General features: G+C 69.9%; 4 protein-coding genes. All 4 read right to left on the minus strand.

Translation table 11 applies throughout. The annotated features are described in order from the left end of the window. Window positions 1–79: 79 nt before the first annotated feature. From ACUSIJ_RS05550 to ACUSIJ_RS05565, 4 genes are read right to left on the minus strand one after another with little or no spacing between them, the layout of a single operon-like run. Complete coding sequence (locus ACUSIJ_RS05550) at window positions 80–1,732, minus strand: cyclic peptide export ABC transporter (RefSeq protein ID WP_449307386.1); 1,653 nt, start codon at window positions 1,730–1,732, stop codon at window positions 80–82. A gap of 45 nt (window positions 1,733–1,777) precedes the next feature. Then, window positions 1,778–9,202, minus strand: a complete 7,425-nt coding sequence (locus ACUSIJ_RS05555) for an amino acid adenylation domain-containing protein (RefSeq protein WP_449307387.1) — start codon at window positions 9,200–9,202, stop codon at window positions 1,778–1,780. Window positions 9,203–9,214: 12 nt separating this feature from the next. Beyond that, window positions 9,215–11,083: an asparagine synthase (glutamine-hydrolyzing) gene (gene asnB / locus ACUSIJ_RS05560; RefSeq protein WP_449307388.1), complete on the minus strand. Its 1,869-nt coding sequence runs from the start codon at window positions 11,081–11,083 to the stop codon at window positions 9,215–9,217. Next, window positions 11,083–25,776 carry an amino acid adenylation domain-containing protein gene (locus ACUSIJ_RS05565; RefSeq protein ID WP_449307389.1) on the minus strand — a complete coding sequence of 4,898 codons (14,694 nt, stop codon included), beginning with the start codon at window positions 25,774–25,776 and terminating at the stop codon, window positions 11,083–11,085. The genes asnB and ACUSIJ_RS05565 overlap by 1 nt, the downstream gene beginning before the upstream one ends. Window positions 25,777–25,956: the final 180 nt, after the last annotated feature.

Here is a 25,956-nt window from a genome sequence, read left to right on the forward strand (position 1 = left end):
ATGTCGCCTCTCGATTTAATTATTTGTCTTTATTGAGAAAATCCGTGACAGGAGCCGAGGACCGGCGGCGGACAGGACATCATTCCTGCGTTTGAAGCTCTTCGGTCTCCGCGCCGCCGCGACGGACAACGCTCAACCGGCCGGCATCCATGTGCACATGCAGATCGGCGGCGTCAAAGTACGCATCATCGTGCGTAATCGCGATGACAGTTATGCCTTTTTTTCTCAGCATCGGCAGAATGACCCTGTAAAATTTTTCGCGGAAGTAGGGGTCCTGATCGGCGGCCCATTCGTCGAAGACACAAATGGGCCTTTCCTCCAGAAGTGTCGCGATGAGCGCCAGACGTTTCCGTTGCCCGCCGGAAAGTTTCGTCGTCGTGAACCGGTTCCTCTCCAGCCGGGATTTGTGGGCCATTTCCAGCAGGTCGAACAGCGCCGCGACCTCCTCGGGATCCGGGGTGGGCAGACCGTAGAGCTCGGAGAAAAGGTGGTTGTCGGAGAAGATGACCGAGTAAAGATTGCGGTAATCCTGAATATTGTAGTCGCCGATGATCGTATTATCGACCCGGATCGATCCCTGATGCGTCGGATAGAGGCCGATCAGCATGCGCACGAAGGTCGTCTTGCCCGAGCCGTTCCCGCCCGTCACGAAGACGGTTTTGCCCCGTTCGATGGTGAGGTTGATCGGCCCCACGGTGAAGGGCGTGTCGCTGCCGACCGGGCTGTGCGAGAACATGGCGTCGCGCAGTTCGACGGTGTGGAAGCCGTTCAGCACCGATACGCCGGTCGCGGGGCCGCCGTTGACGAAGCCGAGCTTGTCCTGCAGGCGCATGATGTTCTCGGCGGCCGCATTGGCGTTGGTGAAGATCGGGATCGATCCGACGACGTTGGAGACCGGCCCGATCATGAACAGGCTCGCCGTCGTCGTCATCACCACGACCTTGGTGTAGGCCTCGCTGACCATCGGCACCACGAACACCATGACGCCGGTGAGCAGGAAGAACGTCACCTGCGACAGCACGAAGTCGGACGAGTAGGAGCTCTGGGTGCGGATGCGCAGTTCCGTCACCCGGTGCGAGTAGGCGGCGATCTTGCGGGCGATCGCCAATGAGCGCGCGTCGCTCATCTTGACCTCCTTGAAGCCCTCCAGCATGTCGCTCATGCTTTCGATGAGCCGGTTCTCCTGCTCGAAGGCCTCGCGCAGCTCGCGCTTCACCTGCTTGTTGCGCGTCATATGAATACCCGCGCCGATGGCCGTGCATGCGGCCGACAGCAGAAAGGCCGTCGGCGACAGAATGGCCATGTAGAGCATGGTGAAGACGACGAGGATCGCCGACTGGATGCCGATGACCAGATTCGGCGCCGCCTGGGCGAGCACCAGCGTTTCGCGTGTCAGGCACGAATAGATCTCGGCCCTTCCGACCGCCTCGAGCTCCAGAAACTCCGCGCGGCGGGCACGGGCGATGAGGCGCACGCGCATCCGGTCGATGAGCTGCTCCACCTTGGTGCAGACGTCTATCATCAGATGTTTCTGGGTATAGACGAAGACCGAGATGACGATGCCGAAAAGCACCAGGTTGATGAAGCTCTCTTCCTGGTTCCCCGCTTGGCTCGCCGCCAGGTTGATGATGGCGAGAATACCCGCGTTCGACAGGCCGGACAGCGTGGCGAACAGCAGGAAGCGCGCGCCGCCGACGCCCGCTTCTTTCTGGAATAGTCTCAGTACCTTCATGATCTGGTCTTTGCGCTGTTTCTGGTGTTGCCGGGGCGCCGTCGCTTATTCCACGAGCAGCAGCCGGTCGAGATCGTCCTGACTGAAGTCGCCATAGGTAAAGCTCGCCGTGGCGGCCTTGCCGCCGCCATGGCTCAGGCAATGCGCGAGAACCGTTCGTATCGCGGACAGGAAGCCGGCGAGGAAGCGTTCCGCCCCGGCCGCATCGAACGGCCCCTCGTCGACGTCAAGCCCGATGCGCAGGAGGCCGTCCTCCACCGATGCGAGAACGTCGACGGCGTGCTGGCGCGCGGTGTCCGGGGACAGGGGGCGGCCGGGTATGGTCCAGTCGACGGCGAAGGTTCCCGCCCGTTCGCCGCCGCCCAGCGCGCCGAGATAATTGAAGCTCACCTGCGGGCGCGGCTCGGCCAACTCGCCGCGCTGCCGGATGAGGCCGTAGGTCCAGCCCTGATCGGGGGTGCGGCGGACGCTCTCCTTGACCGCGCGGATGGTCGCGGCGATGTCGTCCGCCTCCACGCGCACCTCCAGCGGATGGAAGACGGTGAACCATCCGACGGTGCGGCTGACGTCGGGCAGATCCTCTCCGAACAGATCGGCGAAGGGATATTCGCGCCCGTGCCCTTCCACGGTGACGAGCACCCGGTCACGGTCGAAGTGCCGCTTCAGGGTGAGTCCCAGCGCGGAAAGCAGCAGATCCTGCACGTTGGTGGCATGGGCGCGGTTGGCCGTCTCCAGCAGGTCGGCGGTCTCCTGCCGGCTGAGGTGGCCTTCCGCATGGAGGGTGCGCGCCAGGCTCCCCGGCGCCGACCGGCCGGGCAGCAGCGGCGGAACGCCCTCGAGCCCGCGCCAGAAGGCCGTGCGGTTGGCCCAGTCGACGCGGGAGAGGATCTTCTGCAGGGCCGCCGCGTGATCGCGGTAGGAGCTCGTCTTGTGCGGCAGTCTGATCTCTCCGCCCCGGGCGGCGGTGGCATAGGCCGTTTCGAAATCCTCCAGCAGAATGCCCCATGAGACCGCGTCCACGACGAGGTGATGGGCCACCAGCAGCAGCGCGTCGCCATCTGGCCCCCGGGCGAGCAGCGCCGCCAGCAGCGGCGTCTCCTCCAGCGAGAAGCCGGCGTGCAGTCTGTCGGCGGCGTCCTCCAGCGCCTTGCGGCGGCTCGCCTCGTCGCCCTCCAGCGTGATCTGCGTCAGCACCGGCGGGGCGTCGGCGCTGCGGATGGAGACGGACGGCACGGCGTCCGCCGTGAAGGTCGAGCGCAATGCGTCGTGGTGGCGCCACAGGGCGGCGAGGGCGGCCTGCGCCGCCTCCGGGTCGATCCGTTGTGCCCGCAGCAGTGCGCCCTGATTGAAGTGGTGGCGCGCGGTCGCCGTTTCGAAGAACCAGCGCTGGATCGGCGTCAGCGGCAGGTCGCCGGTCACCGGCCCCTGATCGAGCTGCACGCGCAGCGGCTTGACGACCCGTGCCAGCGCGGCGACGGTCGGGTTCTGGAAGACGTCGCGGATTTCCGCCTTCCAGCCCGCCTGCCGCAGGCGCGAGACGATCTGGATCGCGCGGATGGAATCGCCGCCCAGCGAGAAGAAGTCCTCGCCCGTGCCGATATCGTCGCGGTTCATCACCGCGCGCCAGATCGCGAGGATGTCCGCTTCCAGCGGCGCGGCCGGCTCGGCCGGTGCCGAAGACGGCGCAGCCGAGGCGGCCGGCGGCGGCAGCGCCGCCTTGTCCACCTTCCCGTTCAGCGTGACGGGCATCTCCTCGAGCCGGATGAACCAGGCGGGCACGGCATAGGCCGGCAGCCGGTTCAGCAGATGCTGGCGCAGCCCGGCGGCCGAGGGCGCTTCCTGGCGCACGATCGTCCCGTCGGGGAAGAGCCGCTCATAGAAGGGCGTGCGCCGGAACCCGCCGCCGAAATGGGCGCTCGCGTAGCGGAAGGGAACGGCCTCGCGCCCCGCCCGGCGGACTGCGCCGTCCAGGATGTAGTCCGTGTTGAAGCCGTTCGCGCACAGGCGGCGGCTGACGGTGAGCGCGATCGTGTCCCCGGCCGCGACCGCCACCGGCGCATCGAAAACCGGCAGGTAGACGGGCAGCCACGAACCCGGATTGTCGAGGATGTCGACGACCGCGTCCCTGTCGACGCCGAGCCGCAGCCAGACCAGGAAGCCGGTCAGCTCGCAGTCGCGCGTGACGGTGAGCGTCATCCCGTCGTCGGCTTCCAGTGGCACGTCGCGGACATAGTCGAGATATTCGAACGGCCCGTCGTCCGAGACGATGGCCTCGCGCGGGCAATTCTTCAGGCACAGGCGCAGGTCGAACGGCTGCCCCACTTCCGCGAAGATCTTCTCCACGTAATGGGCCGCGATGTCCGTGAAGCCCGCCGCGATCCTGTCCGCCGGCAGCGACAGGGCGGCGATGCGCGTATCGCTGAACTGCGGCAGCATGGCCGCGGGGTCGTTCAGCAGGCGCCGGACGCTGTTGATGATCTGCGCCGCGCCCTCCGCGCCGCCGATCGCGCCCACGATCTCCGAAATGCAGACGTCCACCTTCTCCGGCAGCTCCGTTGTCATCGCGTCCCCGTGGATGACCTCTATCCGGTCGGAAAGGCCGAGCTTCTCCACCGTCTCGCGGGCCTTGCGCGCCGTCGCCTCCAGCCGGTCCACCGCATAGACCTTGCGCGCCCCGGCCTCGATCGCCAGCCGCGCGAGGATCGCGACCGGTCCCGTGCCGATGTCGACCACGGTCCTGCCCGGCAGGTGGCGCGCGAAGGCGTCGCGGTAGCGGGCGTTGCGGCCCTCGTCCGACGCCATGGCGCCGTAGGCCACGTCGTCATAGACGTAGAATTCGGCGACCGACGGCCACAGCTCCACCTTGTCGTCGGTGCAGTAGTAGGCGGCGAGCGCCGTGCTGCCGTCGTCGCGGGCGACCGTCGCGACGTGCACGTCGCGCAGCCCCGGCACGTCGCGCAGCGCCGCCTCCACCTCGCCGGGATCGATGCGGTGGCCGGCGACCTTCACCTGCTCGTCGAGACGTCCGATGCAGTCCACCATGCCGTCCGCCCGCCATGCGCCGATGTCGCCGGTGCGGTAGAGGCGCTCCCCGGTTCGCGGATGGACGATGAAGGCGCGGGCCGTGCGCCCGGCATCGTTCTGATAGCCGCGCGCGAGGCCGAGCCCGGCGAGGCAGATCTCGCCCGGCACGCCGATGGGCGCGGGCGCGAGGTCCGCGTCGAGAATATGGACGGCCGTGTTGGGCAGCGGCCGGCCGATCGGCAGGCGCGCCGCTCCCGCCTCGTCGGGCCGCACGCGATGGATGGTGGCGCAGACGGAAAACTCCGTCGGCCCATAGGCGTTGAAGGCCCGCAGGCTCCCGCTGTAGTGGACGAGATCCTCCACCGGCGCCGCCTCGCCGGCGGTGATCAGCACCTTCAGGCCCGGCAGGGGCGCGCGGTCGAGGGCGCGCAGATAGGTGGGCGGCAGCGTCACCACGCTGGTGTGGCTTTGCGTGAGGGCGTCGCGGAACACCTCGGTGTTCTCGATCGTGTCGCGCGCCGGCAGCACCACGGCCGCCCCCGCGAACAGCGCCATGAAGATGTTGGCGAGCGAGGCGTCGAAGGAGGGAGAGGCGAACTGCAGCACCCGGTCGTCCGCCGTGATGCCGAACGCCTCGACCTGCGCCAGCGACATGTTGACGAAACCGGCGTGCTCCACCATCACCGCCTTGGGCGTTCCCGTCGATCCCGAGGTGAAGATCACGTAGGCGACCTCGCCCGTCGCGCTCCGGTCCACGGGGGCGGCTGCCGCGCCGCCGTCCGCGAGAATCGGGGCGACGGCGATCTGCGGCAGGTCCGCGCCGTCGAGCCGGTCGGCGTCCGTATCGGCGAGGACGAGGCGGCAGTCCGCTTCATCCAGCATGAGATCGATGCGCGTGCGGGGCAGTTCGGGATCGACCGGCACATAAACCGCCCCGGCCTTGACGATGGCGATGAGGGCCGCGACCGATTCCAGCGAGCGGCGGGCAAGGACCGCGACGCGATCGCCCACGCCGATGTCCCGCGCCATGAGGGTATGGGCGAGCCGGTCGGAGACCGCGTCGAGGGCGGCATAGGTGAGGCTGCGTCCCGCCTCGTCCTCGACGGCCGGCCGCTCCGGATGCGCGTTGGCTGCGGCGCGGAAGGCGGCGACGATGGTGCCGTGGGCGGGCGTGGCCGCGGGTCCGGCGGCGAAGCTTGCGATCCGCTCCGCCTCGGCGGCGGGAAGCAGGGAGAGCGCGTCGACGGGCTGTTGAGGCTCCTCCACCGCCGCGCGCGCCAGCGCCTCGAACTGCGCCCCCATGCGCGCCACGCGGTCGGTGTCGAACAGGTCGCTGTTGTAGTTGAGGTCGAGCACGAGCGCGCCGTCCTCCTCCTGGAAATGGAAGACGAGGTCGTAGCGCGAGAAGTTCCAGGCGTTGCGCGCGCCGAAGGGCCGCACGGCGACGTCCTCCAGCGCCAGGTCGGACTGGGCGAAATTCTGGAGCACGATCATGGCGTCGAAGAGCGGCGATCGGCTCATGTCGCGCCCGAGCGGCAGTTCGCTGACCAGCCGGTCGAAGGGGTAGTCCTGATGGACGAGCGCCTCGCTGACGGTGCCGGCGACTTGGGCGAGGAAGGCGCTGAAGCTTTCGCCGGCTGCGAGGCTGTCGCGCAGGGCGAGGATGTTGACGTAATAGCCGATCTGGTTGTCGAGCAGGCTGTCCCGCCGCCCCGCGACGGGGCAGCCGAGCACGAGTTCCCGCTGGCCGCCGTAGCGGTGCAGGAATGCCTTGGTCAGCGCGGTGAGCGCCACGAACGGCGTGACGCCGGCCTTGAGCGCCAGCGCCTCGATGGCGCCGAGGAGCCCCGCGTCGAGCACGAAGCGGATGGTGCCGCCGTTGAGCGTCTGCACCGGCGGGCGCGGCCTGTCGCGCGGCAGCTCCAGCGGCGCGACAGGCGTCTCGAACCGCTGCAGCCAGTAGGCGCGGTCGTCATCGAGCGCGCCGCCTGCCACCCGCTCCGCCTGCCACACCGCGACGTCGCGCATCTGCACCGCCAGCGCCGGCAACTCCGGCCGGCGGTCGTGGCGCAGGGCGCGGTAGATCTCGGCCAGATCGTCCACCAGCACGCCGAGCGACCACACGTCGGCGACGATGTGATGCATGTTGAACAGGAGCACGTGGACGGGCGCGCCGTCCACGTCCGGCAGGCGCGCCAGCACCACCCGCATGAGCGGGCCGGCGACGAGGTCGAAGCGGTGTTCGCCGTTGGCGGCGGCGAGCCGCTCTGCCGCGGCCGCCGGGTCCGGCTCGCCGCGCAGGTCGACCTGCTCCAGCCGCCACGGCAGGCTGTCGTGGACGATCTGCACCGCTTCTCCGCGTGCATCCTCGCGAAACGTGGTGCGCAGGGCTTCGTGGCGTGCGATCAGCCGCCGGAACGCCTCCTCCAGCAGCGCCACGTCGAGCGGGCCGGTGAGTTCATAGGCATCGAAAAGATTATAGGCCGTGGGCGCGACGCCGAGCCGGTCCAGCCGCCACAGGCGGCTTTGCGAGGACGTCACCGGATAGCTCTCCGCATCCGGCGCGCGGGCGATGCCGGCGGTGGCAGCGGCGCCTTCCACCGCGCTGTCGCGCCCTCCGGCGGCGTCGATCAGCCGCCCCAGCGCGCGGATGGTGGAGGCCTCGAAGAAGTCCTTGAGACTGACCTCGACCGACAGCGCCTGGTAGATCAGTTGCACCGCCCGGATCGCCCGCAGCGAATCGCCGCCGAAATCGTGGAAGCCGGTTTCCACGCCGATCCGCTCGAGGCCGAACAGTTCGGCCCAGATCGCGGCAAGGGTCGTTTCGGTCGCGGTTCCGGCCTCCACGTATCCGTGCTGGGCGTAGAACAGTTCCTCCGGGCGCGGCAAGGCCTTGCGGTTCAGCTTGCCGCTGATGGTGGTCGGCAGGGCGGGAAGCGGCACGAGCACGCGCGGCTGCATGGCGGCGGGCAGGCTCCGGTCGAGCTCCCGGCGCAGCGCCTCCGTCGGCAGCGGGCCGGCATCGCCGTCGTCCAGCACGTAGTAGCCGACGAGCACCGGCACCTCGCCCGCGCCGGGATGGACGGCGGCGGCGGCGGCCTTGATGCCGGGAATGCTCCGCAGCACGGTCTCGACCTCGCCGAGTTCGATGCGCACGCCGTTGATCTTCACCTGGTTGTCCTGGCGGCCGAGGCATTCCACGGTGCCGTCCGGCAGGAGCCGGCCGAGGTCGCCGGTCCTGTAGAGCAGCGGACCGTCGCCGCCGAGCGGGTTCTCGATGAACGCCTCGCGCGTCAGCTCCGGGTCGCCGAGATAACCGAGCGACGGATAGGCGGTCTCGATGTGGATCTCGCCGATCTGCTGCGGCGCGCAGGCCCGGCCCCGCGTCAGCACGAGCACGCGCGTGTCGGGCAGCGGCCTGCCGATGGGCAGCACGCGCCTCGGATCCGCGGGGAGCTCCCCGACGCGGTGGAAGACCTTGGCGAGCGTCGTCTCCGAGGGGCCGTAGAGATTGACGACCTCGGCCCTGCCGCCGGCGGCCGCGCGCCACGCGGCGACATCGGCGCCGAACAGCGGCTCGCCCGCCACCAGCAGGTAGCGCAGGGCGGGCAAGGGATCAGCCGCAAGGGGCTCGGCCTCGCCGCGGCCCGCGAGTTCCTGGGTGAGGAGGCGCAGCACCGTCGGCACGCAGTGGACGAGCGTCACCCCGGCCGCACGCAGCGTATCGGCAAGGCGGCGCGGCGATGTCCGCGTCTCCTCGCTCGTGGAAACGAGCGTGCCGCCCGTCATCAGCGGCACCAGAATGTCGCGCAGGCTGACGTCGAAGGTGACGGGCGCCAGCCACGAGCCGCGCGTCGTGTCGTCGAGGCCGAATTCCCCGATTTCCCAGCGCAGGAAGTGGGAGAGGCTGCGGTGCGAGCCGAGGATGGCCTTGGGCGCGCCGGTGGAGCCCGAGGTGAACATCACATAGGCGGGGTCCGTCGGGCCGATCCGGTGAGCGGGCGTGAATTCGCCGGACTCGCCGGCGCAATCCTCGATCAGCGTGATCAGGAAACGGTCTTCCGCCTCGCCGGGCTCCCGCGTCGCGCCCAGCCGTTCCCGCAACGCGCCGGCATGGGCGGCGTCGGTGACGATGAACCGGGTCCGCGCCTTGTCGAGATAGTTGCGCAGCCGCTTCTCCGGCAGGTCCGGCGGCAGCGGCAGGAAGGCGCCGCCCGCCTTGCCCACGCCGAGGAGGGCGGCGACATAGTCCGGCCCGGCGGGCAGGAACAGGCCGACGATGGCGTTGCGGCCCACGCCCTGACGGCTCAGCGTGGCAGCGATGCGGTTGGCTTGCGCATCGAGGGCACCATAGGCGAGCGTCCCGTCCTCATGTGCGAGGGCGACGGCGTCGGGCCGGGATGATGCCTGGAATGCGAACTGTTCCACATAAGAATTGCGTTGCATGTGTCTTGTCCGTCAGGAGAGCTGCGGCAGGGAAAGCTGTTCACGGAGCAGGCCGAACGTGAGCATGACCATGAGCAGGTCATCCTCGAACGTCTGGTTGAGGTCCGCTTTCGGGTCGAGATAGTGCGCCTTGAGGTGGGAGACGGTATCGGGGTTGAAATAGCCGTCGGCGCGCACGCGCTCCTCGTCGAGCAGATCGGTGACCTGCGGCGCGCCTTCGCGCAGCAGGCGGGCGCTGCTGTGGGCGACGAAGCTGAATTTCTTCCTGCCCACGATCTCGTCGGGCAGGTAGCGGCGGGCGACCTGCTTGAGCACGTGCTTCTCCTCGCCCTCGTGCACCATGAGGGCGGGGGGGATGCGCCGCGCGGCGGCGATGACGCCGATGTCGAGGAACGGATAGCGCGCCTCCACGGAATTGGCGAAGCTCACCCGGTCACCGTGGTCGGCGAGCAGGTGGTCGGCCATGCGCAGCTTGAAGTCGAGATAGGAGCGGATGTGGAACGGGTGGCGGCCGCGGATCTGGTCGAGATCGACGGGTGATTCCGCCAGGCAGTCGAAATCGTCGAACTGCTCGGCGAGCGGCTCGGCGTAGAGATCGCGCCGCAACTCGCGGTGGGCGGCGTAGTTCTTCTCGTAGAAGAAGTCCGGATCGCCCCACAGCCGCTCCCGCCATTCGGCCTCGATCAGGTCGTCGAGCGCGTTGCCCGCCGGCGCGCCCGTTCCCCGTTCCGCATCGAGCCGGTAGCCGACATAGCCGCCGAACAGCTCGTCCGCCCCTTCGCCGGTCAGCACGACCTTCAGGCCCGCGTCGCGGACCATGCCGGACAGCATCAGCGAGCAGACGTTGTAGGATTCGCGCAGCGGCGCTTCCGCCCAGCGCACGATGTCCGGCAGCCCGCGCGACAGCAGCGCCGGGTCGACCTCCATTTCGTGGTGGCGGGTCCCGAGCCGTTCCGCCATCAGCCGCTGCGGAGCGCTTTCGTCGATGGCGCGGTCCGGAAAGGTGATGGAGAACGTATGCCGCTCGCTCTCCCCCGTCAGGTCGCGGACGATGGCGGCGATCAGCGAGCTGTCGAGCCCGCCGGACAGATAGCCCCCCACGGGCACGTCCGCCTGCAGCCGGTAGCGCACGGCCTGCCGCAGCGCTGCGTCCAGTTCCTCGATGCATTCGCCGGGCGGCCGGTCGCGGATGTCCTCGGCGTGCGGATAGTCGAGATCCCAGTACTTGACCGTCCGCCAGTCCCGGCCCGGGTCGGCGATCAGCACATGGCCGGGCGGCAGGCTGCGCACCCCGGCGAGGATCGTGTGCGGCGATATGAGGCCCGGAAAGGTGAAGATCTGGTCGAGCGCGGTCAGGTCGACCGCGCGGTCGATGCTGTTGTGGGCCAGGATCGCCCGGATCTCGGATCCGAACAGCAGCAGTCCGTCGCGCTCCGCGTAGAACAGCGGCGCTATGCCGACATGGTCGCGCCCGAGCACGAGGCGGCGGGTCTCCCTGTCGAACGCGGCGAAGGCGAACTGGCCGTTGGTGCGGCGCGGGAATTCCGGCCCGTATTCGGCGAAGAGCGCCGGCACCAGCTCGGTATCGCAGCGTGTCCGGAACCGGTGGCCCCGGCTTTCCAGCTCGGCGCGCAGCTCCGCATAGTTATAGATCTCACCGTTGCAGACGGCGACGATGCGCCCGTCCGCCGCATACATCGGCTGCCGGCCGGCCTCGATATCGACGATCGACAGCCGCCGGAAGCCGAGACTGACGGCATCGTCGCTGTAGTAGCCGTCGTCGTCCGGCCCGCGATGACGGACGGCCTCGCTCATGCGGCCGATGAGGTCGCCCGGCACGGGGAAGGGGTGGCGTCTGAGGTGTCCGACGATGCCGCACATCACCATGAATCCGGTTGATTGAGAAAGTCTGCGGGTGAGTGGCCGGAAGCCGCGCCGCTGTCGGCCGTTCCGTCTCCCGGTTCCGGCCGGAGGCCGGGAAGGGGACCGTCCCCGGTCAGGCGGCTGCGCAGCTCCGCGATGGTCACGCCGGGGTTGCCGACGACTTCCTCGACCAGACGGACATACTGCGCCGCGATGGCCGCGGCCGTGGGCGGGTCGAACAGGTCGCTCGCATATTCGAGCAGCAGTTCGAGGTGCGGCTTTTCCTCGAACATGTAGTTCAGATCGTATTTCGCGCTGACCGTCGTGTCGCGCAGCGCGCGTCCCCGCGCGCCCGCGAGGTCTATCCGCACCGGATCGTTGTTCTGCAGGATCAGGATCACGTCGAACAGCGGCTGGTGGCCGCCGGCGCGCGCGTCCCCCAGCACGTCCGCCAGCGTTTCGACGAGCGCATCGAACGGATAGGACTGGTGCGCGAAGGCGTCGAGCACGAGCGCGCGCTCCTGCGCCAGCATGGCCTCGAACGACACCTCGTCGCGCACGGCGCCGCGCAGGGCCAGCATGTTGAGGTAGAAGCCGATCTGGTCTTCCAGCACAAGCTGGTCGCGGCCGGCGACCGGCGTGCCGACCACGATGTCCTCCGCGCCCGACAGCAGCGCCAGCTGCAGGCGCACGAGCGCCGACAGAACGGTGAACAGGCCGGTGTCCGCATCCCGCGCGAGGCGGTTCAGGCCGTCGGTGAGTTCCTGCGTCAGGACGATCGCCGCGATCGCGCCGCGGCCGCTCGGCCGGGCGGGGCGCGTCCTGTCGGTCGGCAGTTCCAGAACGGGCGCTCCCTCCTCGAACCGGGTGAGCCAGTAGGCGCGCGCCGCGTCGTCCTGTGCGCACGCCCCGCCTGCCTCCTGCCACACGGCATAGTCCTTGTACTGGATGGCCAGCGGCTCGCGGCCCGCCAGGGAAAGCAGTTCCTGCGGCCCCGCGTGCGGATACTCCAACGCCGCCCGGTAGAACGCCTCGATGTCCCGCAGCAGGACGTTCACCGACCAGCCGTCGCAGATGACGTGGTGGATGTTGACGATGAGCGTCGCCCGGGGAGCCTCGCCGCCGGAGCGGGAGACGAGATGCAGCCGCAGCAAGGGCGGCTTCGCGAGATCGAAGACATGATGGAACGCGCGCTCCGTCAGCGCATCGATGGCATCCTCATCGCCCTCCGCGTGCTCGAAGAACACCTGACCGGGCGCCGGCGGCAGGATTTCCTGCCGCGGCGCGCCGCCCTTCATGACGAAGCGCGTACGCAGGATTTCATGGCGCAGGGGGAGCCCGTCGACGGCACGGGAGAAGGCCCGGACATCGACGGCGCCGTCGATGGCGATTGCGCCGACCATGTTGTAGGCGACCAGTTCCGGCTGCTGTGCCTGCAGCATGAAAAGCCGGCGCTGGGCCGGGGAGAGCGGGTAGTCGGCCGCCGCCGGCGCCGGTGATATGGTCTTCGCCTCGCCGCCGGCGCGGCTTTCGATCAGTTCCACCAGGACGCGCAGGCTCTTGGACGAGAAGAAGTCGCGCAGGTCGAGCGACGCCCCGAGCCGCTGCCGCAGACGCACGACGGTCTGGTTCGCCTTCAGGCTGTGGCCGCCGAGTTCGAAGAAATTGTCGTCGAGGCTGACGGAGGGCAGGTCCAGCACCTCGCACCAGATCGCGGCGACCTGCTGCTGCAGCGCGGTCAACGGCGCCGCGCCGGACTGCGCGCCGAGGACCTCGCCCCCCTGGGCGCGGAGCCTGCGGCGGTCCGCCTTGCCGTTCGGGGTCAGCGGAATGGCCGCAACCTTCACGAACTGCGCCGGGATCATGTAGTCGGGCAGCTTGTCGGCCAGATAGTGGAACAGCGCTTCCCGGGCCAGGCCGCCGTTCCCCTCCGGCCGGGCGTCATCGTCGAGCGCGATGAAGGCGGTGAGGCTGTCGCCCGAGGAAGCGCCCGCGCCGGCGGACGCGGCTTCCGCCCCCATCCCGCCATCCGCGACCACGGCGGCGTCGCGGATGGCGGGATGGGCGATGAGCTGGCGCTCGATCTCGCCGAGCTCGATGCGGAAGCCACGGATCTTCACCTGATCGTCGATGCGTCCCAGGTACAGCAGCTCGCCGTCGCTCCCCAGCCGCCCGAGATCGCCGGACCGGTAGAGGCGCACGCCCGGCAGGGAGGGGTGTGCGATGAAGCGCTGGGCGGTCAGTTCCGGGCGGTTGAGATAGCCGCGCGCCACGCCGTGCCCGCTGACCAGGATCTCGCCCGCGATGCCGCGTGGCTGAAGCGACAGGTCCGGCCCGACGAGCAGCACGCCGTAGGACGGCAGGGGCACGCCGATGACGCTGCGCCCGTCCGCGATCTCGTCCGCTCCGATCTCCTGGAAGGTGACGTGAACCGTTGTCTCGGTGATGCCGTACATGTTCACGAGGCGCACCTCTGGATAGCGCTCCCGCCACCGCGCAAGCCGCGTCGGAAGCAACGCCTCGCCGCCGAAGACGATGTCCCGCAGATTGAGCGGCGGCCGGCCGCGCTCCAGCGTGGCGTCGATGAGCGCGTAGAAGGCCGTGGGCGTCTGGCTCAGCATGGTGACGCCCTCGCTCGCGAGCAGGTCGAGGAAGGCGGGCGGGTCGCGCGTCAGCGCGTGGGGCACGATCACCAGCCGGGCGCCGAACAGCAGGGCGCCGTAGATCTCCCAGGTCGAGAAATCGAAGCAGGGGGAGTGGAACATCGTCCAGACGTCGAGCGGGCCGAAGCTGAACGGCCGGCGGGCGTGAAAGAAGAGCTGGATGACGTTGCGGTGCTCGATCAGGCAGCCCTTGGGCTGGCCGGTGGAGCCCGAGGTGTAGATGACATAGGCGAGATGGTGCGGCTCCGGGCGGGCGGGAAGGTTTTCCTCGGCGCTGTCGCCCGCGCCGCCCGCCGTCTCGCCGATGACGACGACCTGCAGGTGCGTGCCGGCGATGTCCCGGGCCTGGCGCTCGTGCGCCTGGTCAGTGACCAGCACGCGCAGGCCGCTGTCCGCCGCCATGAAGGAGATGCGGTCTTCGGGATAGGTGGGGTCGATCGGCAGGTAGGCCCCGCCCGCCTTCAGAATGCCCAGCATGCCGACCGGCACGTGCCAGGTGCGGCCCACCAGCAGACCCACGAGCTCCTCGCTCCGCACGCCGGCGCTCTTGAGCGTATGGGCGAGGCGGTTCGCCAGCCTGTTCAGCGTTCCATACGTCAGGTCGCGCGTCGCGTCGCTGACGGCGATGCGCTCCTCGTAGGCGCCCGCCATCGCCTCGAAGGCGGCCACGAGGGTGAGATGCTGGGGATAGTCCGCGACGTCGCGCGCGCGGGCGAGCAGGGCCGCGCGCTCGCCGGGCAGCATGATGTCGAGCTCGCATACCGCGCGGCGCGGCATTTCCATCGCCGCCGACACGAGGCGCACGAAGCGTTCGCTCATGTCCGCGCCGGTTTCCGCGTCGAACAGGTCGCGGTTGAAGACGAGGCTCGTCGACAGGCCGTCGGCCTCGTCGGCGAGCGAGAGGACGAGGTCGTACTTGCCCCAGCCGAGCCCGGTGTCGACCCGACTCCAGCCCCTGACGCTCGGCGCCGGCGCCGCGTCGTAATGGAAGAGGACGTCGAACAGCGCGGTGCGGCTCATGTCGTTCTTCGGGTTGACGGCCAGCACGGCGAGATCGAACGGCATGGTCGCGTGGTCCGCGTCCTGCGCATGGCGGGCGGCGGAGCGGCGGGCGAAGGCGGAGAAGCTCTCGCGCGGGTTGATCGCGACGCGCAGCGGCAGCAGGTTCGACAGCGGCCCCAGCGCGCCCGCCCCGTCGTCGGCCGGCTCGACCGGCTCGCCCATCACGACATCGACCTGTTCGGAGAGGCGGTAGAGCAGGAGCTGGAAGCACGCGCGCAGGACGTCGCGGCGCGACAGGCCCTCGGCGGCGGCGAAGGCGTCGATGCACGCCAGCGTTTCCCGGTCGATCCAGCCCGCCGCGCGATCGGCCGTGTAGGTATGGATGGCCGGTCGCGGCCTGTTCGTCGGCAGGACGAGGGCCGGGAGATCCTTCAGCGTCGCTTGCCAGTAGGCGGCGTCCGCCTGGTGGTCGCCCTGGGCGCGGCGCTCCGGCGCGGCGACGGCGTGGCTGAACGGAGGGGCGGGCGACAGCTCCGCCTCACGGCCGTCATAGATGAGCGCGAGCTCCTCGATCAGCCGGTGCAGGCTGCGCTTGTCCGCCACCGCATGGTGCGCCGTCAGCGCGAGCCAGGTTCCGGCGATCGACGTGCTGCCGTTGCGTTCGTGGAAGACGGTCAGGCGCGCCAGCGGCGCCTCGTCCAGCGAAAACGGACGCCGGGACTCCTCCTCCAGCAGCGCGAGCCCGCTGGCCGGGGAGCCTTCCCGGATCGTGACCGGCAGCACGGCGTCGGGCCGGACCCGGAGATAGGGCCGCTCGCCGATCGTCACCAGCGCCATGCGCAGGATTTCGTGCCGCGCCGCCAGCCGGGCGGCGGCGCGCCTGAGCCGCTCTGCGTCCAGGGGGGCCTCGACGCGCGCGATGACGGGCATGTTGTAGTAGGTGGGGCCTTCGGGATAGAGCACGCCGCGCTCGAACCTGTCCACGAACCACAGGCGTTCCTGATGGAAGCTCGGCAGCAGCGCCGGGGCCTCGTCGCGGAAGGCGGGCAGTTCGGCGAGCGGCTTGCGCGGGGCGGCGCAGATGTCGCGCACCAGCCGCGACAGGCGCTCCATCCATCCCGACACGCGCGCGCGGTCGAAGAGTGCCGTGTTGTAGGTGGCGTTGACGCGCAGGCCGTCCGGGCCGTCGGTGACGTAGAGCGTGAGATCGAACTGGGCGGTGGGGGTGTCCACTTCCTCGAGGCTCATGCCGGTGCCGGCGAGCAGGCGGGCAATCTCGTCCCGGTCGTCCATCACCAGAACGACCTCGAACAGCGGGTTGCGCGCAGGATCGCGCGGCTGCCCCGTTGCCTCCACCACCTGGTCGAAGGGCGTCGCGCCATGTTCGTTCGCGGCCAGCATCGTCTTGCGCGTCGCATCGAGCAGCGCGCGGAAATCCCTGTTCCGGTCGATGCGCCCGCGCAGGGCGAGCGTATTGACGAAAAAGCCGATCTGGTCCGCGGTCTCCGGATGGTCGCGGCCTGCGGTCACCGTGCCGATCACGAGATCGTCCACCCCGGTGACGGCGCCGAGCAGGGTCTGGAAAACGGCGGTCACGGCGGTGAAGGCGCTGGCGTCGTGCGCCGCGGCGAGCGCCTTGAGCGCGTTCGATTCCGCCGCCGGAAGCTGGAAGATGACGTGCGCGCCGTCATACGTCTTGCGCGCCGGGCGGGGACGGTCCGCGGGCAGTTCCAGATAGGGCGCGCCGGCGAGCGTGTCACGCCAGTAGGCGAGATGCGCCTCGTGGCTCGCGGCGGCGGCCGCTGCCGCGCAATCCTTGTACTGGACGGAGAGGGCCGGCAGGTTCGCGGGCGCCGCGCCCGTCTCCTCGCCATAGAAGGCCAGCAGATCGCGCACGAAGACGCCGACCGACCAGACATCGCCAATGGCGTGATGCAGCGTGACGACACAGGCGGCACGGGCGCCGTTCGGGGCGTCATCCCGCAGCAGCAGGACGCGCCAGAGCGAGGCGCGGTCGAGGGCGAACGGCCTGTCGACCTCCGCCGTGATGATCGCATCGAGCGCATCGGCATCGAGGCCCCCCGCCTCTCGGGTGGCGAGGGCGAGCGCGGGTTCCGGCAGGATGCGCTGGCGCGGCAGGCCATCGACGTCGACGAGCGCCGTGCGCAGGCTCTCGTGGCGCAGCGCCAGCCTGGCGAGGGCGCGGGACAGGGCGTCGGTGTCGAAGCCGCCGTCCGCCCGCCGCAGGACGAATCCGATATTGTAGGCTGTCAGGTCCGGATCGAACTGATGCAGCATCCAGAGGCTGGCCTGCGCGGCCGCCGGCGCGTAGTCGCGTGCGGCGGGAAGCGGCGCGATGGCGGCATGCGTGCCGGCCGTGGCGAGGCTCGCCGCGAGGCCGGCGACGGAGGGATTCTCGAAGAAGGTCTGCAGGGGCACGTTGCGGCCGAACACCCCGGCGACGCGCGACAGGATGGCGAGCGCCTTCAGGCTGTGTCCGCCCAGATCGAAGAAGCTTTCCGTCACGCCGACCTCGGGCAATCCCAGAACGGAAGCCCAGATGCCGGCGATCGTCGCTTCCGCCGGCGTGCGCGGCTTGATCAGCAGGCGGGCCGGAACGCGCGGCCCTTCCAGCCCCGCCAGCGCGTCCCGGTCCACCGCGCCGTCGGCGCGCCGGGGCAGCGCGGTGCAGGCGACGAAGGCGTCGGGGCGGGCGTGCGCGGGCAGGCCGAGCGCGGCGTAGGCGGCCATGGCCGCGAGATCCGCGCCGGCGTCGGTCACGATGAACGCGGTGAGACCCCTGTCGCCGTCATGCCCGACGGCAGCATCCTCGACCGCCGGATGGGCCTTGAGGACGCGCTCCATTTCCCGCAGATCCCGCAACCCCGCAAGCGAACGCGCAAATGCGTCCGCCGGGCCGATGGCGGCCACGGTTCCCTCCGGCGTCAGCCGCGCGAGTTCCCCGTTGTCCACCCATTCGCCCGATGCCGCGCGCCGCTGCTCCGCCCCGGCCACGCCAATGGGGGCTGAGGCGCGGAAGATGTCGACGACCCGTTTCCCGCCTGCTTCCGCCGTCTGCTGCGCCGCGCGCTCGGCCTGCGAGAGCGGCAGGGCGGCAAGCCGCTCCTGCGGCGCGCGGGTGCCGGCGTCGAGAATGGCGAGATAGGAATCGAGCCACCGCCCGGCCGTTTCCCGATCGGCCACCGAGCCGTCGTAGTCGAGGTCTATCAGCGTGTCGCCATTGAGTTCCATCAGGTTCAGGAACAGGTCCTTCTTGGGATGGCGGACGGGCGGAGAGATCCAGTCGAGGACGAGGCCGTCGAAGGCGAGGGCGAACCCGCGATCGAGGTTGAACAGGACGTTCACGTGGACGCTGTGTTCGGGTTCCGCGTCGGCGAGAAGGGCGTTCACCTGCTTGCGGGTGGCGTTCATCGCCCGGTGCGTCTCGGCGACGAGAGCGGCGAAGGACGCGTCGGGAGCGAGTTCCAGCGTCAGGGGCAGGACGGTGGAGGCCATGCCGACCATGACGGGTTGCGAGGCCGCCGCATGCCCCGCGACCGGCACGCCCACGGTGACCCGCAACTGGTTGCCGAGCCGCCCGAGCAGCAGCGCGTAGCCGGCGAGCAGCACCGTGAACGGCGTTACCTCATGCGCCCGTGCATAATCCCTGACGCGGGCGAAAACGTCCTGCCCGCCATCGCGGGACGCGCGCCGGTGAAGCCGTCCGCCACCCGTCTGCGGCAGGGCACCCGTGCGCGCGAACAGCACCGGCGAGGAGACCGCGGCCGTATCGTCGGGCGCCAGCTTGCGCGTCCACGCCACGAAGTCGCTGAAGGGTGTCGCCGGCTGCAGGCGGGCCGGTTCGTCCCGCCGTTCGGCCGCATAGAGCTGCGACAGTTCGGTGGCCAGCAGCCCCAGCGACCAGCCGTCGGCGACGATATGATGGACGATGAGGGCGAAGACGTGCCGCGCCGCGCCCTCCTCCGCAAGCAGCAGTGCGCGGACGAAAGGGCCGCTCGCCAGATCAAAGGGGGACGCGAGTTCTCGCGCCAGCCGCTCTTCGACCCCGCTTTCGCCGGCGACGGTCTCCTCGACGAAAGGCACGGCGGCATCGCGCGCCAGATGGTAGCCCGCGTCATCCACCCGGACCGCGCGCAGGATGTCGTGGCGCGAGACGAGCCGGGCGAGGGCGCGCCGCAGCGCCGCGATATCCAGCGGGCCGGTCAGCGCGAAGGCGATCATCTCGTTATAGGCGAAGGTCGCCTCGGCGTGCGCCTCGATGAGCGCGCGTATCTCGCGCTGCCCCCGGCCGAGCGGCAGGATGCCGGAGGCCGGTTCGGGCGCAGGCCCGTCCCCATCGCGCGGCGGCAGCCAGCCGCCTTCGCGCATCTCATCGACGCTCTTCTTCACGGCGTCGATGAGGAAGCGCACTTCTTCGTCGCCGTGGGCGGTGGAGAGGAAGCAATTGCGCCCCTCCCACACGAAGACGCCGTTCTTCAGCAGGTGATAGTTGAGGATTTCCGTGTCGTCGGCGAAGTCGAAGCGGAACAGCGAACTGAAATGGACCATCCGGATCGGCAGGTCCTCGGCCGCGAAATAGGCGTTCAGCTCGTCGCACATCGCCGCCGTGCGGGCGTTCAGCGCTTCCTGCAGGGCGGGGCCCCGCTCCTTCAGGAAGTCGAGCGTGGCTTCCGCCGCCGCCATGGTCAGCGGATGGGCGTTGAACGTGCCGGCGACGAAGGCCGTGCGCGCCGAGGGGACGCTGTCGTCGCCGTATGTCCAGTTGCCGCCGTCGACCGCGTCGAGATAGTGGGCCCTGCCGGTGACGACGCCGATCGGCAGGCCGCCGCCGATGACCTTGCCGTAGGTGACGATATCCGCCCGCACGCCGAAGTGGTGCTGGGCGCCGGCCGGGTGTACCCTGAAGCCGGTGATCGTCTCGTCGAAGATCAGGGCGTTGCCGCGCGCCTCGGTCAGCCGGCGCAGGTCGTGCAGGAATTCGCGCGGCTGCACCGCCGGGTCGCGGCTCTGCACGGGCTCGACGACGACGGCGGCGATCCGGTCCGCATGGCGCGCGATGACGTCGAGAGCGGCCCGATCGCCGTAGCGCAGCACGATCACGTCCTCGACCATGCCCTCCGGCGTGCCGTCGCTGACGGGCATGGTGTTGATGCGCTCGCCATCCGCCCAGCCGGCGGCCAGCAGGCCGTCGAACGTGCCGTGGTACGAATTGACGAAGATCACGATCTTCTGCCGGTCCGTCCTGGCGCGGGCGAGCCGCAGGGCGACCATCACGGCCTCGGAGCCGGTGGTGAAGAAGGCGACGCGCTCCGCTCCGGTCATCTCCCGGATCTTGCGGGCGATCCGGCCCGCGCGCGGCGTTTGCGGGCCGACCGGATATCCGGCATTGATCTCGGCATGCAGGGCCTTGCGCACGAACGCCGGGTCGTGTCCGAACAGGGTCACGCCGAAGCCCATCGTGATGTCGAGATAGCGGTGCCCGTCCATGTCGCACACCCAGGCGCCCGAAGCGGACTCGACATGCAGCGGGTAGTTGAGCTCCTTCCATTCGGGGCGGAAGCCGATCACCGCGCGCGGGTTGGCGTAGACGTCGCGGAAGGTGGCGGTGTGGGCCTTCGAGGCGCGGGTGCGGGCGTTGAAGGCCTCGGCAAGACGCGCGACATGGCCGGCCCGCGCGGCGTCCAGCACCTTGCGCTGGCTGCGGTCCGCCTTGAACAGACCCTTCACCTCGTGCTTGACCTCGCGGGCGGGAGACGGCAGCGGCGGGGTCTGCGGCTGCGCAACGGGTGCGGGAGGCGCGGCAACGGGCGCGCGGATAACGCCCAGCTGCTGTTCGAACAACCGGCTCATGGCCTCGATCTGCAGGGCCATGAGGCCGCTGACGCCGCTGTCGGTCGCGGCCGCGGGCGGCGGCACGGCGGCTGCCGGCGGGGGCGCGACAGTCTGCGGAAGGCCGGCAGCGGCATTCGCGGCGATTTCCGGTGCCGTTGCGGGCGCAATGTTCGCGAGGCCGGCGACAAGGCCTGTCAGCTTGTTCAGCGTGTCGCCGTGCTCCATCACCTCGGCAAGCGGCAGCTCGATCCGGTACTCGCGGGCCAGCGCCTGCTGCAACTGCACCACCAGCAGGGAGTCGAGGCCGAGGCTGAACCATGACGCGTCCGGCTCGATCTCCTCGGCGGCAAGGCCAGCGATGCCGCGCAGGATGGATTTGATCGTATCGCTCACCGCGCCGTGCGCGGCGGCGGGGGACGCGGGCGGGACATTCGGCGCGGCGTGGGGGGGAGCGCTGGTTTGCATGAGGGGGGTTTGCATGACGGGGGTTTGCATGGCGGGTGTCGCGGAAATGGCGCTGCGGCTCGTGGGCAGAACGGCGGTGCGTCCCTGGAAGGGATAGGTGGGCGCGGCGGCGATCCGCCCCGGCCGGCCGGCAAAGACGCCGGGCCAGGCAATCGCATGGCCGTCCTCGTAAAGCGCGGCCACCAGGCGCAGCAACGTCTCGTCTGCCTGCGCCGTCGCGGATTCCGCCCGGGCGGAGAAGCACGGCAGCACCCGCGCGCCGGGCAGGGTGGCGGCGCAGAGGGGAGCGAGAACGGGCCGTACGCCGAGATCGATGAATGTCAGGTCGGGTTCCGCCACCGCCGCGAGCGCCCCGGCGAAGGCGACGGGCTGGCGGGCGTGGCGCACCCAGTGCGACCCGTCCCGCAGATCGTCGGGAAGCAGGGGCGCCGCCGTCAACGACGAGACGATCCGGCAGGCCGCATCGGCCAGCGGGAGATCGCTCCCCGCCCGGCCGATCTCTGCCAGCGCGTCGTCCATCATCGCGCTGTGGAACGCGTGGGAGACGGGGAGCGGGGCAACCCGGCAGCCGCGCCCGGCGAGACGCCGCGACGCCTCGGCAATGCCCTCGTGCGTGCCGGACAGGGTGACGTGACGGGGGCTGTTCCAGGCCGCGACGCAGACGGCCTCGCCCAGGCCGTCGAGACTGTCGGCGACCGTTGCCGCGTCCGCCTGCACCGCGGCCATCGCGCCGCCGGGGAGGCGGTCCATCGCCGCGCCGCGCAACGCGGCGAAGCGCAGCGCCTCGGTGGCCGTCGTCAGGCCGCCAATGGCGGCGGCGGCGATTTCACCGACGGAATGGCCGACGATGGCGTCCGGCGCAATCCCGAAGCTGCGCAGCAGGGCCACGACCGCGAGCGAAAGTGCCACGCTGGCCGGCTGGTTGTAGCGCGTGCGCGCCAGCAGCTCCGCCTCGCCGCCGAGCAGGATCCGGGTCAGCGGCCGGTCGAGATGATCGGCGAGCGCCGCCTCGGCGGCCCGCAGCGTGTCCCGGAACACGGGCTCGTGATCGTAGAGGTGCTGCACCACCTCCGGGGCGTGGGCCCCCTGGCCGGGCAGCAGGAAAACGAGCTTCGACGGCATGCGGCTCGCCGGTGCACGCGCGGCGGCGGTGCGCAACGCGCCGACGAGATCGTCGGCAGACGTTCCCACGACCGCGATGCGGTGCCCGAAGGCCGCGCGGCCGCACGCCGCCGTTCTGGCGAGATCGTGCAGGCGGGCCGCATCGCTCTTCGCCAGCGCCTTGGCATAGCGGTCGGCAAGGGGGGCGAGATCCTCCGCGAACCGCGCTGCGAGTGGCAGAACGACGGGACGCGACACGGAGGGAGGGGTCTCGCTGCCGGCGGCGGGTTCTTCGGCATGTTCCAGCACCACATGTTCCAGCACCACATGGGCGTTGGTGCCGCTCATGCCGAACGCGCTGACGCCGGCGCGCCTCGTCTGCCCGTCGCCGGCGCGCCACGGCTGCAGCCGGTCCACAACGGCAACCGGCATATCCGTCCACGGAACGATCGGGTTCGGCGTGTGCTGATGCAACGTGGCCGGCAGCAGGCCCGCTTCCATCGACACCAGGACCTTGGCCACGCCGGCGAGACCGGCCGCCGCCTCGCAATGCCCGATATTGGTCTTGACGGCGCCGATCAGGAGCTTGTCCCCGCCGCCCTGCCGATAGACCTCGGCAAGAGCCGCGAGCTCGATGGGATCGCCGAGCGGGGTGCCCGTGCCGTGGGTCTCGACATAGCTGACGTCGGCGGGGGAAAGGCCGGCATCGGCCAGGGCTCCCGCGATCACCGCGCGCTGGGCCGCGCCGTTGGGCGCGGTGAGGCCGTTCGACGCTCCGTCGTGGTTGATGGCCGTGCCGCGCACGTAGGCGAGCACCCGCGCGGGAGGCGTTTCTTCCCGCACGCGCTCCAGCACCAGCGCGACGCAACCCTCGCCCCTGCCGTAGCCGTCGGCCGATGCGTCGAAGGTCTTGCAGCGCCCGTCGGGCGAGAGGGCGTTCATGCGCGACAGCCCGACATGCTGCTCCGGGCTGAGGATGAGATTGACCCCCGCGACGACCGCCCGCTCGCACTCCCCGTTGCGCAGCGCCCTGACCGCCAGATGAAGGGCGACGAGCGACGACGAGCACGCCGTGTCGACCGCCAGCACAGGCCCCTGCAATCCGAGGACATACGCGACCCGGCCGGCGGCGACGCTCGGAATGGTGCCGGTGAAGGCGTAGGGGCCGATGTCGTCCAGCCTGCCGGTCCGCGCCTGCGCCTGGACGTAGTCCCCGGCGCTGACGCCGACGTAGACGCCGGTGCGCGTGTCCTTCAGCGCGGTGGGGTCGATGCCCGCATCCTCCAGCGCCTCCCATGCCGTCATGAGCAGGAGGCGCTGCTGCGGATCGACGGCCTCGGCCTCGACCGGCGTCAGGTTGAAGAAACGGGCGGGAAAGGTCTCGATATCAGTGAGATAGCCGCCGTTGTCGGTGACGTAGGTGCCGGCGGGCAGCGCGGGCCAGCGGCCGGCCGGCCGCGCGGTGATAGCGTCGCGGCCCTCTTGCAGCATCGCGCGGAATGCTTCGGGGGTCTCGACGCCGCCGGGCAGCCTGAGCGCCAGGCCGGTGACGGCGATGCGCCGCTCCGCCCCGCCCGTTCGCGCGGCGCGCTCCGGCGCCGTGTGCGCCTCCGGCCCTGCCGCCTGCCCGTCCAGCAGGGCTTGCGCGATCGCCCCGACGGTGGCCTTCTCGAAAAGCAGCGTGACCGGAACGGCGACCGGCAGCGCCAGCGTCAGCCGGCGGGCCAGCTCCACGAGCCGCAGCGAGGTGAAGCCGCATTCCATCAGCGGCCGGTCGTCGGCGATGGCGGCGCCCGCGACGATCCGTCCCGCGATGTCCCGCAGGCCGTTCTTCAGGCGGGCTTCGTCGCCGGCCGCGAGGGCCGCGCGCAGATCGGCGCCGTCGGCGGCCTCGATGGCCGCGAGCTGCTCCTGCGCGTCGCGGAACTCCCCGGCGATGAAGCGCTGCACGAGCTGGAAGCGCTGCACTTTGCCGCTGGTGGTTTTCGGTATCCTGGCGACCGGCAGCACGTAGTCCACCGGGATGCCCATCTCGCGCAGCACGGTGGCGCGTATGTCGGCGGCCAAGGGCGCGAAGCTGGCCGTGTCGCGGCGGTGGAGGACGAAAAGCGCCACGTGCTCCCGCTCGTCGCCCGTAGCCTTCCTCGGGATGGCGCAGGCCACGACCATGTTGAGATCGAGGTCGCTCACGCCGCTCGCCACCCGTTCGATGTCCTGCGGGTAATAGTTGACGCCGTTGAGGATGATCACGTCCTTGCGGCGCCCGGTGACGACGAGGCGTCCGTTGCGTGTGAAGCCGAGATCCCCCGTATCCAGCCAGCCGTCGGAGGTGAATGCGGCCGCGGTCGCCGCCTCGTTGTTGTAGTAGCCGGAGGTGACGCTCGCCCCGCGGATCTGGATCCTGCCGACGACGCCGTCGTCCTGCTCCACCTCGTCGTCGGCGATGCGCACCTGCACGTGTGATATGGTGTGGCCGGTGTCGGCGAAGTCCATGGCCGGGTTGCCCGGTTCCGTCGCCTCGCCGGATGCCGGCGCGACCTCGCGGACCAGCGAGCCCGGGCTGACATGGTCGCGCTCCACGACGACCTGGACGAGTTCCTCCTCCGGCGGGGCCATGCTGACGACCAGCGTGCCCTCTGCCAGCCCATAGGCGGGGGTGATGGCCGTCTGCGGCAGCTTGTAGGGATGGAGAGCCTTCTGGAATTCGTGCGCGAGCGCGCAGGAAATGGGCTCGGCGCCGTTCATGATCACGCGCAGGCTGGACAGGTCCCAGTCGTGCGTGGTGGCGGGGTCGAAGTGCTTGAGGAAATGGCGGTAGGAGAAGTTGGGGCCGCCGGTGATGGTCGCGCGCAGATCCGACGCCGCCTGCATCCAGATCAGCGGATTGCGCACGAACACCTTCGTGGGAATGATCCCGTGATCGATGCCAAAGAGCGTCGGCATGATGTGGAACCAGATGATGCCGAAGTCATGCGTCAGCGGCATCCAGCTCACGAAACGCTCCCGAGTGCCGGGCCGACCCGCCCTTTCCAGACCCGCAGCGCAGTTTGCGGCGAGATTGGCGTGGGTGACCTTCACGCCCTTGGGGGTTCCAGTGGATCCCGACGAGAACTGCACGAAGGCGAGATCGCCTGGTCGCGCCTCGACCACGTCGGCGCAAGGCCCCTCGCAATCCGCATCCGCCGCCGCGATGGAGCGGGTTTTGATCTCCGCCACACTCCGGACCTTGCGCTCCCCGAGCTTCGCCGACAAATCACCGACACGGTTCGCCACGCGCGCATCCGCCACGAGCCAGGGACGGTCGAGAACCTGCCAGATATGCAGGATCTTCAGCGCCCCCTCGTCGCCCGTCGGCGTCGACACCGGAACGGCGACGATCCGGCCAAGCACGCAGGCCCAGAACACGGCCGTGAACAGGGGCACGTCGTCGGTGACGATCAGGACCTCGTCGCCCGGCTCGGCGCCGGCCTGCCGCAGGCGGTGGAGCCAGCGGCGCGCCCTGCCGTACAACTCGGCGTAGGTGAGGAAGTCCGAATGCTTGCCGGACGTAATATAAGTGATTCCCCGATCCGACTCGGCGCTGGCGACAAGGGCTTGACCAAGCGTTTTGCTGACGAGGTTCGGCAAGGCTGTTCCTCCGGTATATTTGCAAAAGACGACTGTTATTGTGACGATACGATCGTTAATTGTGTCTCATGTACCATTGTTACATTGCACAGCTTGCCGGGATAAGCTTGTTAATTCTGATATATAAAATGTGGCAGGATGGGATTTGGCGAGTGCTGGAAGGCTGACCGCGATGGAGGA

It is taken from the genome of Pseudochelatococcus sp. B33, from assembly GCF_053570585.1.

Bases quoted from the DNA above. Each gene is read 5' to 3' on its own strand.
- asnB (WP_449307388.1), bottom strand. From the start codon at position 11,083: ATGTGCGGCATCGTCGGACACCTCAGACGCCACCCCTTCCCCGTGCCG.
- ACUSIJ_RS05555 (WP_449307387.1), bottom strand. From the start codon at position 9,202: ATGCAACGCAATTCTTATGTGGAACAGTTCGCATTCCAGGCATCATCC.
- ACUSIJ_RS05550 (WP_449307386.1), bottom strand. From the start codon at position 1,732: ATGAAGGTACTGAGACTATTCCAGAAAGAAGCGGGCGTCGGCGGCGCG.